15 protein-coding genes and 1 tRNA gene are annotated in these 15,225 nt (G+C 74.1%); 3 read left to right on the forward strand and 13 right to left on the reverse strand.

All coding sequences use genetic code 11. The features are described from left to right. Window positions 1-41: 41 nt before the first annotated feature. On the reverse strand, window positions 42-791 hold the full coding sequence (locus BM419_RS06670) for a sigma-70 family RNA polymerase sigma factor (protein ID WP_091925772.1): 750 nt from the start codon (window positions 789-791) through the stop codon (window positions 42-44). A 308-nt stretch (window positions 792-1,099) separates the two neighbouring features. On the opposite strand from BM419_RS06670, the gene BM419_RS06675 reads away from it, so the two are divergent. Then, window positions 1,100-1,345 (forward strand): hypothetical protein, encoded by a 246-nt coding sequence (locus tag BM419_RS06675; protein ID WP_020092217.1) that lies wholly within the window; start codon window positions 1,100-1,102, stop codon window positions 1,343-1,345. 37 nt (window positions 1,346-1,382) lie between these two features. On the opposite strand, the gene BM419_RS06680 is transcribed toward BM419_RS06675, so the two are convergent. The 12 genes from BM419_RS06680 to BM419_RS06735 all read right to left on the reverse strand — a co-directional run bounded on the left by BM419_RS06680 (window position 1,383) and on the right by BM419_RS06735 (window position 12,941). Then, window positions 1,383-1,715, reverse strand: coding sequence for a metal-sensitive transcriptional regulator (locus BM419_RS06680; RefSeq protein ID WP_244435425.1), 333 nt, complete (start codon window positions 1,713-1,715; stop codon window positions 1,383-1,385). A gap of 73 nt (window positions 1,716-1,788) precedes the next feature. Next, the gene (locus tag BM419_RS06685; protein WP_020092219.1) at window positions 1,789-2,646 is read right to left on the reverse strand and encodes a manganese catalase family protein; all 858 of its coding nucleotides are present in this window, start codon (window positions 2,644-2,646) and stop codon (window positions 1,789-1,791) included. A gap of 422 nt (window positions 2,647-3,068) precedes the next feature. Beyond that, complete coding sequence (locus tag BM419_RS06690; RefSeq protein ID WP_020092220.1) at window positions 3,069-3,350, reverse strand: hypothetical protein; 282 nt, start codon at window positions 3,348-3,350, stop codon at window positions 3,069-3,071. 123 nt (window positions 3,351-3,473) lie between these two features. Beyond that, a tRNA-Thr gene (locus BM419_RS06695) sits at window positions 3,474-3,548 on the reverse strand. Between the two features lie 102 nt (window positions 3,549-3,650). Then, a complete protein-coding gene (locus BM419_RS06700) occupies window positions 3,651-4,085 on the reverse strand; it encodes an NUDIX hydrolase (RefSeq protein ID WP_091925777.1) in 435 nt (144 codons plus the stop codon). 226 nt (window positions 4,086-4,311) lie between these two features. Then, window positions 4,312-5,976, reverse strand: a complete 1,665-nt coding sequence (locus BM419_RS06705) for a heme biosynthesis protein HemY (RefSeq protein WP_091925780.1) — start codon at window positions 5,974-5,976, stop codon at window positions 4,312-4,314. 125 nt (window positions 5,977-6,101) lie between these two features. Beyond that, the gene (locus BM419_RS06710; protein WP_091925784.1) at window positions 6,102-8,252 is read right to left on the reverse strand and encodes a translation initiation factor 2; all 2,151 of its coding nucleotides are present in this window, start codon (window positions 8,250-8,252) and stop codon (window positions 6,102-6,104) included. A 105-nt stretch (window positions 8,253-8,357) separates the two neighbouring features. Next, complete coding sequence (locus BM419_RS06715; protein ID WP_091925787.1) at window positions 8,358-9,065, reverse strand: uroporphyrinogen-III synthase; 708 nt, start codon at window positions 9,063-9,065, stop codon at window positions 8,358-8,360. A gap of 3 nt (window positions 9,066-9,068) precedes the next feature. Beyond that, on the reverse strand, window positions 9,069-9,944 hold the full coding sequence (locus BM419_RS06720) for an aldose 1-epimerase family protein (protein WP_091925790.1): 876 nt from the start codon (window positions 9,942-9,944) through the stop codon (window positions 9,069-9,071). Between the two features lie 76 nt (window positions 9,945-10,020). Next, window positions 10,021-11,772, reverse strand: a complete 1,752-nt coding sequence (locus BM419_RS06725; protein ID WP_091925792.1) for an ABC transporter ATP-binding protein — start codon at window positions 11,770-11,772, stop codon at window positions 10,021-10,023. Between the two features lie 79 nt (window positions 11,773-11,851). After that, window positions 11,852-12,229 (reverse strand): hypothetical protein, encoded by a 378-nt coding sequence (locus BM419_RS06730; protein ID WP_244526940.1) that lies wholly within the window; start codon window positions 12,227-12,229, stop codon window positions 11,852-11,854. A gap of 25 nt (window positions 12,230-12,254) precedes the next feature. Then, entirely contained in the window at window positions 12,255-12,941 is a 687-nt protein-coding gene (locus BM419_RS06735; protein ID WP_091680303.1) for a DNA-binding protein, read from the reverse strand. A gap of 291 nt (window positions 12,942-13,232) precedes the next feature. Between BM419_RS06735 and BM419_RS06740 the strand changes: the two genes are divergently transcribed. Together BM419_RS06740 and BM419_RS06745 are read left to right on the forward strand one after the other, a co-directional pair. Continuing rightward, window positions 13,233-13,898, forward strand: coding sequence for a response regulator transcription factor (locus tag BM419_RS06740; protein ID WP_020092230.1), 666 nt, complete (start codon window positions 13,233-13,235; stop codon window positions 13,896-13,898). Then, window positions 13,898-15,223, forward strand: coding sequence for a sensor histidine kinase (locus BM419_RS06745; RefSeq protein ID WP_091925796.1), 1,326 nt, complete (start codon window positions 13,898-13,900; stop codon window positions 15,221-15,223). The genes BM419_RS06740 and BM419_RS06745 overlap by 1 nt, the downstream gene beginning before the upstream one ends. Window positions 15,224-15,225 lie beyond the last annotated feature (2 nt).

Here is a 15,225-nt window from a genome sequence, read left to right on the forward strand (position 1 = left end):
CGCAGAGGCGGGTCCCTAGCGACCCCGTCCGCCGGTCGCCGTCACGAGACAGCGGTGGATTTCCAGCCCTTCGGTCCCGCGGCGGCCAGCATGATGTCGTCGCTGCCGACCTCGAGGCCGGTGTAGCCCAGCATCTCGGCGAGCTGCGTCCGGGCCCGCCAGACCCGGCTCTTCACCGTGCCGATGCGGCACTGCATGACGGCGGCGGTCTCCTCGTAAGTGAGGTTCTCGATCGCCACGAGCACCAGCGCCTGCCGCATCGGCGGCGCCAGGCGGTCGAGGGCGGCCTGGACGTCGCTCAGGTCGAGATGGCCACCCTGCTCTGGCAGCGAGACCATCCGCTCCGCCTGCGCGCCATCCTCGTCCTGCACCTCGCGCCCACGCTTGCGGTGCTCGTTGTAGAACTGGTTGCGCATGATGGTGAACAGCCACGCTTCCAGGTTCGTGCCCGGCGCGAAGCTCGCGCGCGAGCGCCAGGCCCGGAGGAGCGTGTTCTGCAGGAGGTCGTCGGCACCGACATGGCTGCGCAGGAGCGAGCGGGCGAAGCGCTGCAGGTTCGGCACCAGGGCGAGGAGCGAGGCCTGGAACGCCTTCTCGCGTCCGTCCTGCGCCCGGCCGAAGGCGCCGTCGAGCAGCCTCAGCAGTTCGGCGAAGCGATCCGCGATGGTCGGCTCGACGTTGTCCTGCGCGTAGGTCGCCGCGAGCAGATGGCCGAGGTGATACTGCACGCTGTCGGGGAGCCGGGGGCCCTGCGCGTCGATTGTATCAGCGTCGAGCGAGAGTTCGAGCATGATAGCCGATCACCTGAAGGGTACGAAAAATCGCGTGGCGCCATTAATCGCTGAATACGCCGCATCCGCCGCATCCGCCGCAACATAGATCAGCGGATGGGCACATCTTCGGATCAATATATGCTGGCATCCGCGACAATCGCGACAGATATGTCGACGGAAAGAGGGAGTTCGATGAGGTCATACGCACCGGAAAACTGTTCGCCGCACGGCCGTATCTGCGGCAGCGCACGCGAAGATCTCGCTGCTGCGAATGCCCGCCCCGAGCGGGGCGGCCGCAGGACGCTCTCGACCGCGGGATCGCGCCCATGACCCGGCTCTCGGATCTCGAGGACGATCCCGCCTTCCAGGAGGCCGTCCTCGCCGTTCGGGGCGCGGCCAGCACCCTGAGCGGCCGGGCCGTGACCGTCGAGGAGGCCCGGTTCCTCGTCGGCATCGCCCTGACGACCTTCGCGCATGCCGGCGGTCTCGAGGAGCCCAGCCGCAGCCGGCTGGCCCGTTTCTCGGCGCGCATCGGGCCAGGCACCGTCGTCGAGACGCTGACCAAGCACTGAGCGTGGGCGCCGGGGGGTGCGGGCCGGCCGCCCGCGCCTATCCGGCCTCCGCCATGGCCGCCCGCAGAACCCGAAGGAGGTCCGCCATCACCGCCTCCCGGTCCGGATCGCGCGCCGCGAGGCGGAGCCCCGCGGCGACGTGCTGGTCGATGATCAGGAGGCCGACCTCGCGCAATGCCGCGGTGGCGGCCCGGATCTGCTGGATCTCGTCGAGGCAGTGCCTGTCGGCCTCGACCATCGCCCGCAATCCTCGAACCTGACCCTCGATCCGCGCCAGTCGCCGGACCAGCGGGGCGCGCTCCGCGTCGGTCCGGGCGAGGCAGACACGACCGTCGACGAGCGTGCCGCGTGTCACCGTCCTGCGAGCCACCTGTTCCCGTCCGCGCGCGGGTCGCGGCGCACCGGAGCGCCGCGACCTCGGGTGAGCCGTCCCGGCCGGCGGATCAGCCGATCTGCTGGCTCTCGGCACCGCTGTCGGGCCGGGCCGGGCCGAGCACCGGCTCCTCGCCCATCGGCTGGTTCTGGACGACGCTGAACTCGCCCTTGCCGTCGAGCGACGGGCCCTGGGTCCAGCGCCCGGCCGGCGGCGGCGAACCGTCCGCCGACGTCGAGAAGAAGTTGTAGTTGAACTTCTGGTTCTCCTTCTCCTGCGGGAAGGAGTTCGGGATCGGCAGCGTTCCGGCGTGGCCGCCGAGTTCCTCGATCACCGCCAGCCATTGCTGCTGGTGCATCGTGTCCCGGGCGATGAGGAAGCTCCACATGTCGCGCATGCCCGCATCATTGGTGGCGTTGTAGAGCCGCACCGCCAGGACGCGCCCGGTGCTCTCGGCGGCGACGTTGCAGTACATGTCGGCCGCGATGTTGCCGCTGGCGTAGATGTGGCTCATGTCGAAGGACTGGCCGTCGGAATTACCCGGGAAGGCGGCCATGCCGGTCGACAGCAGCGTCTTGTGCAGCATGCCCTCGGCGATGTGGCGCGGGTTCTCGCCGCCCATCACGGCACCGACGATCGCGTCGGCCGCCCCGGCCTCCTGGACCTTGGTAGGGGCATTCTCGAGGTTCAGCGCCACCGCAGTCGCGAGCATCTCGATATGGCCGATCTCCTCGGTGGCCGTATTGAGCAGCATGTCGCGGTACTTGGTCGTCGGGGCGCGGTTCCCCCAGGCCTGGAAGAAGTACTGGAAGGCGACCCGGATCTCGCCCTCGATGCCGCCAATCGCCTGCTGGAGCATGCGGGCGTAGATCGGGTCGGGGCTGTCGACCTTGACCGGGTACTGAAGCCGCTTGTCGTGATAGTACATGATGTCTGTCCCTCGCGAGAGGCACGGCGTGCTCAAGCCCACCGCACGATCGGCCGTCGGCCCGGTACTCCGTGGGAGCATCGCGCCTCGCACTCTGTCCAACCCCGCCTCGGGACCACGGTTCGATCTTTCGCGAATTTTATAACGATCAATATTTGACCGAACGCATTTTCCCGCGCCGCGCCAGGGTATTGTCGTGAAAATCCACGATCAGGGCCGCGCCTAACCGGCCAGAATTACACAATGTAAGTTAAGGGCGCTTCACCCATGTTAAGGGGGCGCCGCGAATGACCGGATCAGCGGCCCCTTTCTCTGCCCGCGATGCGCCGCGTGAGCGCGCTCGGTGGTCGGACAGGGGACAGTTCTCTCGGGATCGCCGGGCGCGCGCGGCGCGGCCGCGGAACGCGCCGCTCTACGAGCGCCTACAGGAGCCCGGTGCGCCGGGCGAGCATGATCCCGAAGGCGAGGCAGGCGGCGAGGCTGACGGCCAGCATGGCGACGTTGGTCCAGAACCGGACCGGCCGGCTGGACCCGTCGATCCCGCTCGCCCGCAGCCGCACCCACGGCACGTAGAGGTAGAGGGCGATCAGCGTCAGGATCAGGAACGCGAAGGTGGCGACCCGCCCGGTGATCAGGGCCGCGCCGGCCAGGACCGCCCATCCGATGACGAGGCCCAGCATGGTGAACAGGGCTGTCGAGTTCACGTCCGCGCGTCCCCTTCAGCGGATGGTGTCGGCCGGGCAGCCGACGCGATCCTCAGTCTGCGACGGGTTCCGCTAGGGAACCGTTAGCATCGTCCGGACTGTTTGCGAGATCGGGAAGGTTTCTGGTGCTGCGAGAGAGGATTGAACTCTCGACCTCTTCATTACCAATGAAGTGCTCTACCACTGAGCTACCGCAGCAGGTGACCGGGGCGCTCCCGCGAGGGCGTCTCCGTCCGGCCGAGTGGGGCCATAACGGATCGCCGCCGGGTTGGCAACGCCGTGTTGCGCTTCCGCGCCGTTTTAGGTGCGCGATGCGGCCCGGATCAGGGCGGCGAGCCCGGGCTCGGACACGGCCTCGGCGGCGTCCGACGGGGTGAACCATCGGAGTTCCCGCTGGCGCGCCTCCGGGAAATGCTTGAGCTGCTTGCGCACCTCCAGCGGAAACACCTTCACCTGGCACAGGACGGTGTCGAGGTTCCTCAGACGCTTCCGGTAGAGGTACAGCCCGATCGGCCGCTTGCCGACCGCACCGCGCAGGCCGGCCTCCTCGTAGGCCTCCCGCGCGGCCGCCTCGAACGGCTTGCGACCCTTCATCGGCCATCCCTTGGGGATGACCCAGCGGCGGCTCTCCCGGGAGGTCACCAGCAGGATCTTGGTCTTGCCGTCCCGCCCGTGCCGGAACGGCAGGGCCCCGACCTGCCGGCGCGGCTCGCCGTCCTCCTCGAGGACGGTCACGGGCGCACCCGGCGACGCGGGACGCCCCTCCGATCCGACCGGATCGACGGCGCGCGCGGGCTGTGAGCGGGCTGGGGGATGATCGGATCCTCGGTCGGCAGCTCACGACAAGCTACACGGCGCGCCGGCTCATTCAACTTGCAATAGTCGAACGCCCCGGCGTGTCCGTGACCCCGCGGCGCTCCTGTCATCTCGCGCTCGGACGGCCGGCGCGCCGTGAAACCGGTCACCCGATCCGACGAACCGGCCGCTCACCCGAGCCGGAAGGCGGCAACGCCGCAGACGCCATCCCGGCCGAGACCGGGTCGGCACCGGCCGCCTTCGAGGCGCTCGCCTTCGCCGGAAGGACGGTCGGGATCGGCCCGGTGGAGGTCGACGCCGCGGACGCGACCGAGGCCGAGGACGCGGCCTTGGCCGACGCGGAGGTCGACGCGGGTGTCGGCGACGGGACCGGAGCAGTCGCGGCGGCGGGGGACACGGTCGAAGGCGACACGGGGACCGATGAGGCGAGCGGTCTGGCGCCCGGCGCCGCGGCGTTCGGGGCCGCCGGCACGAGGGCCGGGCCGGCGGCGTCCGCCTCCGGCTCCACCGCGGGCGCGGCACCGAGCGTGTTCGGGGGCTCGCGCCACGCGAAGGCGTCGAGGCGCCCGGTCACCGGCGAGACCGGCGCCCAGGTATCGGTGGCGATGCCGTCGGCGATCCACACGCGGTCGCGCGGGGCGCGGGCGGCCCGGGCCAGCCACTCGCGGGCCTGACCGGAAGCGGCCCCGTGCTCGGCCTCCTCGATGGCCGCCATCATCAGGCAGGCCCGGGCGGTCGGACGGTCGGAGAGCAGGGGCTTCACGGCCTCGCGGGCCCGCTTGTAGTCCCGCGCGTCGAGGGCGGCCTGGCCCAGGGCGAGGCGGGATTCGGGGTCCCAGACCGACAGCTTCGCCAGGACTTCGGCGCGGGCGAGGCGGTCGCGGACCGAATCGCCGGGACGCAGGCCCAGATAGACCTTCGCGAGGTCGGGATGGGGATTGGCCTTCCAGGCCGCCTCGACGATCCGGGCGGCCTTCTTGACGTCGCCGCGACGGGCGAGGAGGCGGCCGGCGATGCAGGCCGCCGGCACGAGGTCGGGGGCGAGCTTGACCGCCTGCAGGGCCCGCTCCGTGGCGATCTCCGGCTCGCCGGCCTCGCGCTCGCCAGCGATGGCGGTGAGGAGCACCGCCCGCTGGCGTCGGGCCGCGGCCTTGTCGATCAGTCCGAGGGACGAGCGGCGCTCGATCGTCTCCAGGGCGGCCGCCCAGTCGCCGTCGGCGCTCTGCGCCTCCAGAAGGGCCTCGTTGGCCCAGGTCACGCTCGGGGCGAGGCGGGCGGCCTCGGTGGCGTAGGCGCGGGCGGCCGTCTCGTCCTCGCGGCGCCGGGCCTCGACGAACAGGCCGCGCAGGCCCAGGACCCGGGTCTCGGGATCGTCGACCATGCGCTGGAAGGCGCTCTCGGCCGCGTCCCGGTCGCCGGAGATCTGCGCCGCCTGCGCCTTCAGCAGCAGGGTCAGCGGCTCGGTGCCGAGGAGCCGCTCGGCGTCGCCCGCGAAGCGGCGGGCCGCCAGGGGATCGCCCGAGCCCACCGCCACCATGCCGCGGGAGAGGGCCGAGAGGCCCTTGGCCCGGCGCCGCTCGGCCGAGCCGCGGACCAGGGCCTCGGGCAGGCCGATGACACCGCGCACGATCGCCCAGAGGACGCCCAGGACGATCGCCGCCGCGATCACGCCGACGAGGGCGACCGCGAGGCTGGTGCCGATCTGGTAGCCGTTCCAGACGACGGTGACGGTGCCGGGCCTGTCGGCGATCCAGACCGCCCCGAAGGCGGCGAGTGCGAGCAGGGCCAGGAAGGCGAGGGCGCGCCACATGGGGTCAGTATCTCCTGTCGGCGGCCGGCTGGCGGCCGTCGCGGGGTGCGGGAGGAGCGGGGCGCCTGCGCGCCCGCTCGGAGATGGTGCGGCCGCGCAGCGCGCGGATCGGGGCCCTCACCGGCCTAGCGCCCGGGGGCGGCCTGGGCCGGCTGGGCGGCGCCGACCGGCAGGGCCTTGAAGGCGCCGTCGAGCAGCGCGCGCACGGCCTGCTCGGCCTCGGCCCGGGCCTTGAGCTTGGCGCCGAAATCCCCGGCCTGCTCCCGGGCCTCGGCCGGGAGCGCCGCGAAGGCCGCCGAGGCCGCCGGCAGGTCGCCGCGGTCGAGGGCCGCCTGGACCTTGCTCTCCGGATCGTCCGCGGCCTCGGGAGCGGGTGCGTCCGCCTTGCGGATCTGCACGAGACCGTCGGCCATGCTGAGGAGCTTGGTGCGGAAATCGCCGGTCTCGGCCGCGCTCTTGGCCCGCTGCGCCTGCCGCTTGGCCGCGATCCGCTCGGCGATCGGCCGGAACGTGTCGGCAAGATCCCCAGCCGAGGGAGCACCGCCGTCGGCGAAGGGCGCCAGGGCCTTGGCCTGCGCGTCGGTCCCCGGATCGAGCTTGCGCAGGGTCGCGAGCGGCTCGGCGTAGCTCGTCCCGGATTCCAGGGCGGCCGCCACGCGGTCGGCGACGACGACCCGGAGCGCTGCCTGAACGGTGCTGGCCTCGGCGCGCTGCGCGACGCTCTTGTCCAGGGCGGCGATCTGGTCGGCCTGCTCCTGCAGCCGCCGGTCGACCGCCTTCGCGGCCTCCGCGGCCTGGGCCTGTCCGGCCTCGGCGGCGGTGCGGCTCGCCTGGGTCGCCGCCTGGACCGCCTCGGTCGCGGCCTTCACCCGCGCATCGACGGCCTGCTGCAGCGCATCGAGGCGCTGCCCCAGGGCCGCGTCGGCCTCGGCGTTCGCCTTGGTCTTCTGCTCCACCTCGCTCTGCAGCGCCGCGACCTTGCGAGCGGCCTCCTCGGCCGCGCCCTTGTTGGCGCCGCCATCCTCCACCGCCTTCAGGCGGGTCTCGAGGTCGGCGATCTGCTTCGCATTGTCCTGGACCACGCCGAGCTTCGAATCGGCCGGCTGGTCGCGACCGGGCTCCTGACCCGGCTCCTCCTGCAGGGCCGCGACGCGCTGGTCGAGGCTGTCGAGGCGGGCGACGAGATCCGGCGGCACCGCGGGGGCCTGACCGGAGGCCTGACCGGCCGCTTGCCCGTTGGCGGTGGACGCGGGCGCCGCACCGGACTTGTCCAGGGCCTGCTTGGCGCTCGCCTCGGCGGCGGCGACGCGCTTGTCGAGCGCCGTCACGGCGTCGCGCGGGGCCAGCCCGTCGAGACGCTTGTCGAGGGACGCGAGCTGGCTGGAGAGCCTCTGGTCCAGGGCGCTCAGGCGCGGGTCGGGTCCGATCCCGGCCTTCTCGGCGCCGAACAGCAGGCCGGCGCCGATCACGCCGCCGAGCAGCCCCGCGGCCGCGAGCGAGCCGAACCCGGCCCGGGCCCGACCGGCGGGCGCGGCGGCGCTCCTGCTGGGATCGACGGCGGCCACCGCGGGGATCGGGCCTTTCGGCGGCTCCTTGCCGTCCCTGGAGGCGTCCTTGGAAGCGTCCTTGCCCGGCTCCTTGCCGGCGGCCGGCGGATCCGGGATGCGCTTGGCCTTCAGGTCGATGATCGGGCCGGCCGTCACCGCGCTGGCCGCTGCCGGGCCCGCGGCGCCGGGTGCGCCTCCCCCCGGACGGGGACCGCCCTGCGGGCCGGTTCCGGGCTGCGCGGCCTTCGGATCGATCTTCGCGCCGGACGTCCCGGACGCGGCGGTGGAGGCCGTCGACGACGACGAGGGGGACGCTCCGGTCCTGCCGTCGGAGGCCGACGACGCGGCGCCCGCCGTCACGGGATCGGGCTTCGCACCGGCCGACTGGGCGGCCGGGCCGGTCGACGGCTTCAGGCTGTCGGCCCCGGAGACCGGCTTGCCGGCGTCGGCCTTCGGATCGGTCGTGCCGGGCTTGGCGGTCACGACCGGGTCGGTCGCCGGCCTGGGCGGCGTTCCCGACGCGGATCCCTGCGGCCCCCGCACGCCGCCGGCGGCGGTGGAAGAGGTGGAGGCCGACATCGAGGCCGACGTGGAGGCCGTGGACGCCGACGTCGCGGCCGGTCGGGACGCGCCGCCGGGCGGGCTGGACTGCCCGGGCTTGCCGGGCGCGGCGTCCGGCTTCCGGCCGCCGGGGCCGGGCTTGTCGGCGTCGCTGGGTGGTGGCGTCACGGGCAAGTCCTCCAACTCTTCGGCGTCGCCGCGCCCCCCTAGCACCGCGGCGGCGCCGGGCGCGAGGGCGAGATACGGCGGCCCGGCCTCCCTGTCACCGCGCGGTTAGCCCGGTCGCCCTGCCAGGGCGTCGAGCAGGTCCGCTTCGCGCGGGCGTGCCGCGACGAAATGGACCGGAACACCGGCCGCTTCCAGGGGTGCCGCAACATCCGGCGATAGGCAGTAATGCCTCAGCCGGCGGAAAGCTCCGCCGTGCTCCGATCCATCCGCGAGGGCAAGGGCGACGGCGGCGCTGCGCCGGGAATAGTGAAGGGCCGCCTCGAGGCGGTTCCCGGCGAGTTCGCGGCCGACCGCCGGCGGCAGGCGGTCCAGCGGTTCGGCCCGGTACGCCACGAAGGCCGTGACCCGGAATCCGGCGGCCGTGAGCGTCGCCGCCGGTTCCGGCTTGCGCTCGGCTCCCGTCGCGTGGAGGAGCGGCTGGCCGGGCGGCAGCGTCGCCGCCACCAGGCCGGCGAGGCCCGCGGCGTCGCCGGGCCCCTCCCGGACGGGGCCGAGACCGGCCGCGCGGGCCAGGGCGGCCGTCCGAGCGCCGACGGCAAAGACCGGGAGTCCGCGCAGGGCCGGGGCGTCGCGGATCGCCGGAACCGCGTTGGCGCTGGTCAGCAGCAGCGCGGCGAAGGGTCCCATGGGCGGGGCCGCCGCGGTCGGCCGCACGGCCAGGACGGGCGCCACAAGCGGCGCATGGCCGAGTTCGGCAAGGGCCGCCCCGGTCCGCGTCGCTCCCGGCTCGGGCCGCGCCACCCAGATCCGCAAGGGCTAGGTCTCCAGCATCAGGCGGACGCCGTGGCGCGCTGCGTCGCCCGGGGCGAGCAGGCGCTGCGAATCGCGCGCGGCGAGGTCGCCCGCGAAGTCCGACCAGTCGGCGTAGCCGGTCCAGCACTCCAGCGACAGGAAGGGTGCGGTCGGCTTGGTCCAGACCGCCAGGTGGGGGAAATCCGCCATCTCCATGCGGATCGATCGTCCGGGGCCGGTGAAGCGCATCCAGCGGCTGCGGGCGTTCCGGAACACGAAGGCCTCGGTGAAGAGCGCCGGATCGAGGGGCAGCGTGTCCCCGGCGAGGGGGATCGGCTGCTCGTCGCGCAGCAGCAGGCCGCCCGGGCCGACCTGGGGGGCGAAGGGCCGCTCCGCCTCCTCGAAGGCGACCGCGTAGCCGCCGTCGCGGGCGCGGGTGCCGCCCGCGAAGGGCCATGGGAAGGCCGGGTGGAAGCCGAGGGCGTAGGGCAGGGGGACGGCGCCGGGATTGGCGACGGTCACGTCGAGGTCGAGCCCCGCGGGGCGGACCCGCGCGGCGATGTCGAGCCGGAACGCGAACGGGTAGTGCGCCCGCGTCTCGGGCCCGTCGGTCAGGCGCAGGGTGACCGCGTCGGCGCTGCGATCGACCACCGCGAAGGGCAGGTCCCGGGCGAAGCCGTGCTGGGCCATCGGGTAGCGCTCGGACCCGACCGTCACGTGCCCGCCCGCCGAGGCGCCGACCACCGGGAAGAGCCAGGGTGCGTGGCGGTTCCAGTGCTCGGGATCGCCGCTCCAGAGATACTCGGTCCCGCCGACCCGCCACGAGACCGGCTCGGCCCCGTCGGTCGCGAGCGTCGCGGTGGTGCCGTCCGGTGCGGTCAGCTCGATGCGCGTGGTCACGGTGCTCTCCCGGTCTGCCTCGGTGAGCCGAGGTAACGGAGGCGGGGCCGGACGCAAGGCCCCGGCGCGCGGTTGCTCAGGCCGCCGTTCCGAGCCCCGGCAGGACCGCCTCGGGCGGCCCGGAAGCGACGATCCGGCCGGCCTCCAGGACGTGGACCGCGTCGGCGCCCTCCAGGGTCGAGAGGCGGTGGGCGATCAGGATCAGCGTCCGCCGGCCCGAGAGGGCGCGCAGCGCCCGCATCACGGCCGCCTGCGTCTCGTCGTCGAGGGCCGAGGTCGCTTCGTCGAAGACGATGACGTCCGGGTCGTGGTAGAGTGCCCGGGCGATGCCGACGCGCTGGCGCTGGCCGCCGGACAGCCGCGCCCCGCGCTCGCCGACCCGCTCGGCGTAGCCGTGCGGCAGGGCGGCGACGAAGTCGTGGGCGCCGGCGAGCCGCGCCGCCCGCTCGACGGCGGCGAGGTCCGGCGCGTCGAGGCCGAGCGCGATGTTCTCCGCCACGGTCCCGTCCACCAGGAACACCTCCTGCGGGACGTAGCCGATCCGGTTCTGCCAGGCGGGCAGGATCTCGGCATCGAGGGCCCGGCCGTCCACGGTGATCCGCCCGGCGGTCGGGCCCAGGACGCCGAGGATCAGGCCCGCGAGCGTCGACTTGCCCGAGCCGGTGCGCCCGGCGAGGCCGACCGTGGCGTTGACCGGGATCGTCAAGTCGATCCCCGCGAGGGCCGGACGGCCGGTGCCGTAGTCGAAGCCGAGGCTCTCGAGCCGGATCGCCCGCGCGAAGGGCAGCCGCTCCGCGGTGCGGGGCCGGGGCTCGCGCTCGTCGGCGAGCTCGTCGACGATCACCCGCACCGCCGGCAGGGTGAAGCGCATCAGCGCCACCGAGGTGAAGATGTTCTGGAAGGCCGGCAGCATGCGGTAGCCCGCGAAGGCGAACAGGCCGAGCAGCGGCAGGATGCCGGCGACGTCGAGCCCCTGGGCGAGCGCGAACAGCACCACCACGATCACCCCGCCGAAGGCCAGGGCCTCGATGACGAAGCGCGGCATCTGGCCGGTGAGCTGGCTCGCCGCGGTGGCGAGGGCGTAGGCCCGGGCCGGGGCGTCGAACCGCGACGCGAACGCCTCCGCGCGCCCGTAGAGCTTCAGCTCGGTGAGCGCCCCGAAGGTCTCCTGCACGATCCGGAAGCGGGCCTCGTTGTCGGCGACGGTGCGGCCGCCCAGCCGCGCCAGCCGGGCGCGCATCACGAGGTAGATCCCGACATAGAGGCCGCCGAAGCCGCCCCCCAGGATCAGCGCGAGCTGTGGCGCGTAGGCCAGCAGGAAGACGATCACCGCGAGCGCCGAGCTCGCCCGCGAGGCGAGCACCGTGGCGGGGGTCAGCGCGCCGATCACCAGCCGGTCGGTCTCGGACAGCACGTTCTTGGCGAGCTCGGCGCTGTTGGCCTTCGCGAAGAACAGCCGCTCCCGGTCGAGGTAGCGGAACAGCAGCCGCCGGCTGAGGCTGTAGCCGGCCAGGTGCGTGAACCGGAGCTGCGCGTAGGTCAGCCCGGCATTCACCAGCGCGGTGACGAGGATCGCCGCGAGCGCGGCCCCGCCGGTCACCAGCAGGAAGCCGCGCTCGTCGGTCAGTCCGAGGGCGCTCCGGGCCTGGGCCAGGTAGGGGATCCGGGTCGCCGCCGACGGGTCCCCGACCAGCGTCAGGAACGGGATCACCGAGGCGACGCCCACCACCTCGAGCAGCGCCGCCGCCGCGAGGCCGAGGGCGATCAGGGCGAGCCGGCGCCGGTCGGCCGACCGCATGGCGCGGACGAGGTCGATCAGCGCGCGCATGGCATCGCGGGGTCTGGCGGGACGGCTCGCATGGTCGGGCCGGGCTTAAGCGCGCCGTCCCGGCCTGTCCACGCCGGGCTCAGTCGAGCTTCTTCAGGGAGCCCAGGTCGACCTCGCCGTCCTGGCCGGTGAAGGTCAGGGTCTTGGCCGCCCCGTCCGCCTGCGCGACACCGCCGATCCGGTGGTCGCCGCTGTCGTAGGTCGAGACCTGCCCGTCGCGGTCGACGAGGAGGCGGCGCTTGTCCGGGAAGAACGCGTACCTCATCCCGTTCTGCGCGCCGCTGGTCGCGGGCTCGCCGAGATCCTTCGGCCACCAGGGCTCCGCGCCCTTCATCGGTTTCATGGGCTCCATGGGCTCCATGGGCTTCATGGGTTCCATCGGCTTCATCGGCTCCACGGCGCGCACCTCCTGTCCGGCGAGAGACAGGAGGACGCGGCAGGCGCGGAAGGGTTGCACGCGGACCCGCCCGCCCGGGCCCGGCTCAGAGCGGCGGCAACCCCGGCGCGGGGCGCTCCCGCACCTGGCCGTCGAAGCCGACATGGAGCTGGTGCTCGCGGCCGTCCCGGTCCTTCGCGGCCACCTCGACGTGGCGCGGCCCGCGACCCGTGACCCGCACGTCGCCGTAGCCCGCCGCCTGGACCGAGGCGGTCAGGGCGGCCATGTCGGGCTTCGGCCCGAGACCGAGCCGGTCCTTGGCCCAGTCCAGGCTGCCGGTCGGAGGGCCGCCGGCCGGCCCGAGCAGCAGCGTGCGCCCGTCCCCGTGGGTCAGGACCCGGGCGCGCAGGAAGCCGGTCTCGAAGCGACCCTGCACCGTCACGGTCTCGCCCTTGGCGACGAGGCCGCCGCCCTCGCCCTCGCGGCCCGTCTCCACGAGGGCCCGCCCGGTCCCGTCCTGCACCACGAACTTGTTGCCGAAGATCTCCGCGACCTCACCCTTGATGGCGGTCGCGCCGGAGGGGGCCAGGGCCTGGATCGCCACCGGCGCGACCGGCGTCGGCTGGAACGGCGTTCCCTGCGCCAGGGACAGGCCGACGGCGCCCAGGGCCAGCGGCAGCGCCACCGCGCCCACCACCCAGGTCCGCCGCGGCACCGCCCGCGACGCCGGCTTGGCGGCCTCGGTCTCGCGGACTTCCCGCGCGGTCCCGTCGATGGTCTTGTCGTCGCTCATGATCTCATCCTCTGGAGGGTCCGGATCCGCTCGATCCGATGCCCCTTCCTAGGGAGGCGCCGGCAATCCGGTCTGAACCGCGCGGTTCAGGCCCGGTTAAACGCGCCGCCCTAGAGCGCTCCGTGTGGAACCCGTGCGGGTTCAGAGGCTTGGCAGCGGGCGTTGATGCGGGCCGACAGGTCGGCGCCCGGGCGGCCGTCCCGGGAGCCGACGTGAGACCACGGCCCTAAGTGCCGGCGGCGGCGGGCGAAACCGGCCGGCCGCCGCGGTCCAGACGGGGAGGTGAGACCGGTGAAGATCCTGCTGGTGGAGGACGACGCCGCCCTCGCGGCGGAGGTCGCCAAGGTCCTGCGCGCCGAGAACTTCGTGCTCGACCACGCCGCCACCGGCGAGGACGCCCAGCATCTCGGCGAGACCGAGGGCTACGACGCCGTCGTGCTCGATCTCGGCCTGCCGAAGGGCGACGGCGTCTCGGTGCTGCGGGCCTGGCGCGGGGCCGGCCGGACCCTGCCGGTGCTGGTGCTCACCGCCCGGGACGGCTGGAGCGACAAGGTCGCGGCCTTCAAGGCGGGGGCGGACGATTATCTCGTAAAGCCGGTGCGCGTGGAGGAGTTGGTGATCCGCCTCCGCGCCCTCGTGCGCCGGTCCCAGGGCGGGGGCGCGAGCCGGATCACCTGCGGTCCCCTCAGCTTCGATCCGGGTCTCGGCGCCTTCGAGCACGAGGGCCTGCCGCTCAAGCTCACCGGCCTGGAATGGCGGGTCCTGTCCTGCCTGATGCTGAACCGCGAGACCGTGGTGCCGCGCCCGCACCTGATCGAGCGGGTCTACGAGGGCGACGCCGACGTCGATTCGAATTCCGTCGAGGTGATCATCACGCGCCTGCGCCGGAAGATCGCGCCGGCGCGGATCGAGAGCGTGCGCGGCCACGGCTACCGCCTGCACGCGGAGCCCGCCTGATGGCGGCGACGGCGCGGCGCCGCTCGCTCCGCACACGGCTGCTCGCGTCGGCCCTGGTGCTGGTGCTGGCGGCCCTGGTGGTGGCGGGCCTCGCCATCGGGGTGATCCTGCACCGCTTCGTGCGCGGGCAGCTCGACGGCCGGCTCGACGCGCAGATCGTCGCCCTGCGGGCCGGGCTCGAGGCCGGGATCCTCCCGCAGGGGCTCGACGCGCCGCCCTTCGACCGGCCCGGCCCCGGCTGGGCCTGGGAGGTGCGCCGTGGCGCCGAGACGATCCGATCCGGCTCCCTGCGGGGCGGGGACATCCGCCTGTCCGATCCCGGACCGGACGACGATCCGGGCCGGCCGCACCCGGCCTCGGGCACGGGGCCGCGCGGCGAGCCCCTCGTCGCCCGCGTGCTGGCCGTGCCCGGGCCCGAGCCGGCGACGATCGTGGTGGCGGCGCCGGAGGGGGAGCTGCGCGGGCCGCTGCGCGAGGCGCTCACGAGCCTCGCCCTGGCGCTCGGCATCCTCGGCCTGTGCCTGCTCGCGGGCCTGGCCTTCCAGGTACGCCTGGGCCTCGCGCCGCTGACGCGCCTGCGCGCGGACCTCGCGTCGGTCCGGGCGGGGCGGCACGAGCGCGTGCCGGCGGACCAGCCGGCCGAGATCGCGCCGATGGTGGCGGAACTCAACGCGCTCCTCGACCAGAACGCGCAGAACCTGGAACGCGCCCGCGGCCACGTCGCCAACCTCGCCCACGCCCTCAAGACGCCGCTCGCCACCCTGTCGATGGCCCTCGCGGAGCCGGCCCGCGACCCGGACGGCGCCCTGCGCCGGCAGGTGGACGACATGGACCGGCGGGTGCGCCATCACCTCCGGCGCGCCCGGGCCGCGGCCCTGGCGGGCTCGGCCCGGGGCCGCACGGCCCTGGCGCCCCGGCTGTCGGACCTGCGCGCGGCGCTGACGCGGATCCACGCCGAGAAGGGCGCGGCGATCGACCTCGACGTCCCGGAGACCCTGTCGGTCTCCTGCGAGGGCCAGGATCTCGACGAGATGCTCGGCAACCTCGTGGACAATGCCTGCCGCTGGTGCCTCGGCCGCGTGCGGGTCTCGGCGGCGGCGCGCGACGGCGCGGTGGCCGTAGTCGTGGAGGATGACGGACCCGGCCTCGACCCGGCGGCGGCCTCCGCCGTCATGGCCCGGGGCCGGCGCCTCGACGAGGGCGTGCCGGGCCACGGCTTCGGGCTGCCGATCACCCTGGAGCTCGCCGAGCTGTACGGCGGCGGCCTGAGCCTCGGGCGGTCGGATTTCGGCGGCCTGCGGGCGGAGCTGCGGCTGCCGGCCTGACC

This window comes from Methylobacterium sp. yr668 (assembly GCF_900116245.1).
Taxonomy (GTDB): Bacteria; Pseudomonadota; Alphaproteobacteria; order Rhizobiales; family Beijerinckiaceae; genus Methylobacterium.